Below are 2,462 nucleotides of genomic sequence, written 5' to 3'. Positions count from 1 at the left end.
GGCTCTTTTCATCAAACACCAAACTTCAAACTATCCCTTCCCACTAATCACTAACCACCAGCTTTTTCTCTTTCGATGAACGACCAACGGATCTTCTCACTCCACATCAAAGATTTTTCCCGGGTTGAGGATGTCGTTGGGATCGAAGGCTTTTTTTACAGCTTTCATGAGGGCCAGCTCTACCGGATCCGTGTAATGGGCCATGAGGTTCTTTCTCTTTTCGCCGATGCCGTGTTCTCCGGAGATACGGCCGCCGAGGCGGTATACGGCGTCATAGGCTGCTTTTTCAAAGGCTTCTACTTTGGCCGGCCACTGGTCGTCGGGAATGTCTTTTTTCAGGATGTCCAGGTGCAGGTTGCCATCTCCGGCATGAGCTACGGAACGGACCGGAGTCTTTTGGTCGGCACTGATTTTTTCCAGTTCTTTCAAGAGATCGGCCAGTTCATCGGCCGGGACAACGAAATCTTCCATGACCATGATGGGACTGTCTGTCGTCGAGGCTTCAGAGAAGTTCTTGCGCACTTTCCAGATCCGTTCGGCGTCGGCGACGAAGACATCGATGGCCCCGTGGTCGTGACAGAGTTCATCGAGGGCGACGCACAGGTCGTCGATGCGGTCTTCATCGTTGCTGTCTACCTGGATAATCATGTAATTTCCTATATCAGAATGAGGCTGTTTTTCCCCGAGGAATTTTTCTGTGACCCGTACAGAATCATTGTCCATAAATTCCAGGCAGGTCGGTTCGATGCCGGCTTTGGGCAGGGCGTTGACGATGGACATGGCGTCGTCGATAGTTTTGAAAATGGCCAGGACGTTGACGCTGTATTTGGGCAGGGGCACCAGTTTCAAGACCAGTTTTGTGATAATGCCCAACGTACCTTCGGAGCCGATGACGATTTTTTCCAGAGGATAGCCTGTCGATACTTTTTTTAAGCGGCTGCCCAGACGGGTAATCTGCCCCAGGGGCGTCACGACTTCAATGCTATAAATCTGGTCCCGCGTCGTACCGTAGCGGACGGCCCGGTTGCCGCCGGCATTGGTCGAGGCATTGCCGCCGATGAAGCAGGAATCACCACTGCAGGGATCGCCGGCATAGAGCAGGCCCTGGGCTTTGGCAGCAGCCTGTACGTCAGACGTGCGGACGCCCGGTTCGACTACCATGTACATTTTTTCCCCGTTCACTTCGAGGATACGGTTCATCTTTTCCGTGCTGAGTATGATGCCGCCATAGGTATTGGCGACGGCGCCGAATTCCAGCCCCGTGCCGGCGCCCCGGGGAATGACAGGGATATTTTCCGTATTGGCCAGCTGCAAGACCGCCGCTACATCTTCAGCCGTCGTCGGGTAGACTACGGCATCGGGCGTACGGAAAAATTCCCGTTCCACTCCTTCATCCCGTTCGTACTGGACGAGGCGGTCCGGATCGGTGGAAACGCCTTTTTCTCCCAGTATATCCACTAATTTCTGTATGATATCTTTGGTAATTTTCTGATATGGTTTCATCTCATATGCTCCCTTTCTGTATACACAAAGTCCGGACAGGCTATCCGTTCTGTCCGGACTTTTATATCATAGCTGATTTACTTTTCCTTGACAAGTATGGCCAGGATGGAAGAAATAATCATCATCGAAGCCAGGACGACAAAGCCCGTCGTAAAGTTGCTACCCGTCGATACGAGGCCGAACAGGTAGGGCCCGAAAAATCCTCCCAGATTGCCGATGGCATTGATGATGGCAATGGCAGCCGCTCCGGTGACGCCATCGAACATGCGCGACGGGAAGGTCCAGAATGGGCCTACGGGGCATTCACAGCAGGCCGTTGACAAGGACAGGCAGGCCAGGGCCAGGACGGGATAATTGTGGAAATACGTCCCTGCCAGAAGGCCCAGGGCACCGAGGAAAATGGGGACGGCCACGAATTTCTTTTTCTTGTGGGACCGGTCGGCATAGCCTGCCACAAAGCCCATGACCACGATGGCCGTGATCCAGGGGATGGCGCTGAGGATGCTGGTGATCATATTATTCGTGCCGGCCATGCCCTTGACGATCTGGGGCAGCCAGAATAAAATCCCGTAAAAGCCGATATTGAGCGTCGTATAAATGAGAGCAAAATGCCAGACCTGGGGTTTCGTGCAGACGCTCCACATGGAGGTGGAACTGCCCATGGGCTTCGTCGCCCGTTCGCCCGCTAGTTTCTGAACGAGCCAGTCTTTTTCTTCATCCGTCAGCCACGATACGTCCCGCGGAGAATCGAGGAGGACCCGGTAGGCCACGAAGGAACAGAGGACAGCCGGCAGCCCTTCACAGAGGAAGACCCACTGCCAGCCGGCTAGTCCTGCCAGCCCGTCCATGCCGAGAATGACGCCGCTCAGGACATTGCCGATGCACATGGAAATGGCCAGGGACATGTGAAAATAACTGAAGGCCCGCGTCTTTGCCTGGAGGGGGAACCAGTGATCGAG

At 54.2% G+C, this 2,462-nt stretch carries 2 protein-coding genes; both read right to left on the bottom strand.

The genetic code is table 11. The features are described from left to right. Nucleotides 1–96: 96 nt before the first annotated feature. A complete protein-coding gene (locus DBO31_RS00055) occupies nt 97–1,503 on the bottom strand; it encodes an FAD-binding oxidoreductase (protein WP_150824128.1) in 1,407 nt (468 codons plus the stop codon). A gap of 77 nt (nt 1,504–1,580) precedes the next feature. Next, nucleotides 1,581–2,462: MFS transporter (locus DBO31_RS00050; protein WP_150824127.1), on the bottom strand; the 882-nt coding region annotated here is incomplete at its 5' end.

This window comes from Megasphaera sp. DJF_B143 (genome assembly GCF_900320625.1).
Taxonomy (GTDB): Bacteria; Bacillota; Negativicutes; order Veillonellales; family Megasphaeraceae; genus Megasphaera; species Megasphaera hexanoica.
The sequence above is the reverse complement of the archived record's forward strand: the minus strand, read 5'-3'. Positions and strand labels throughout refer to the sequence as shown.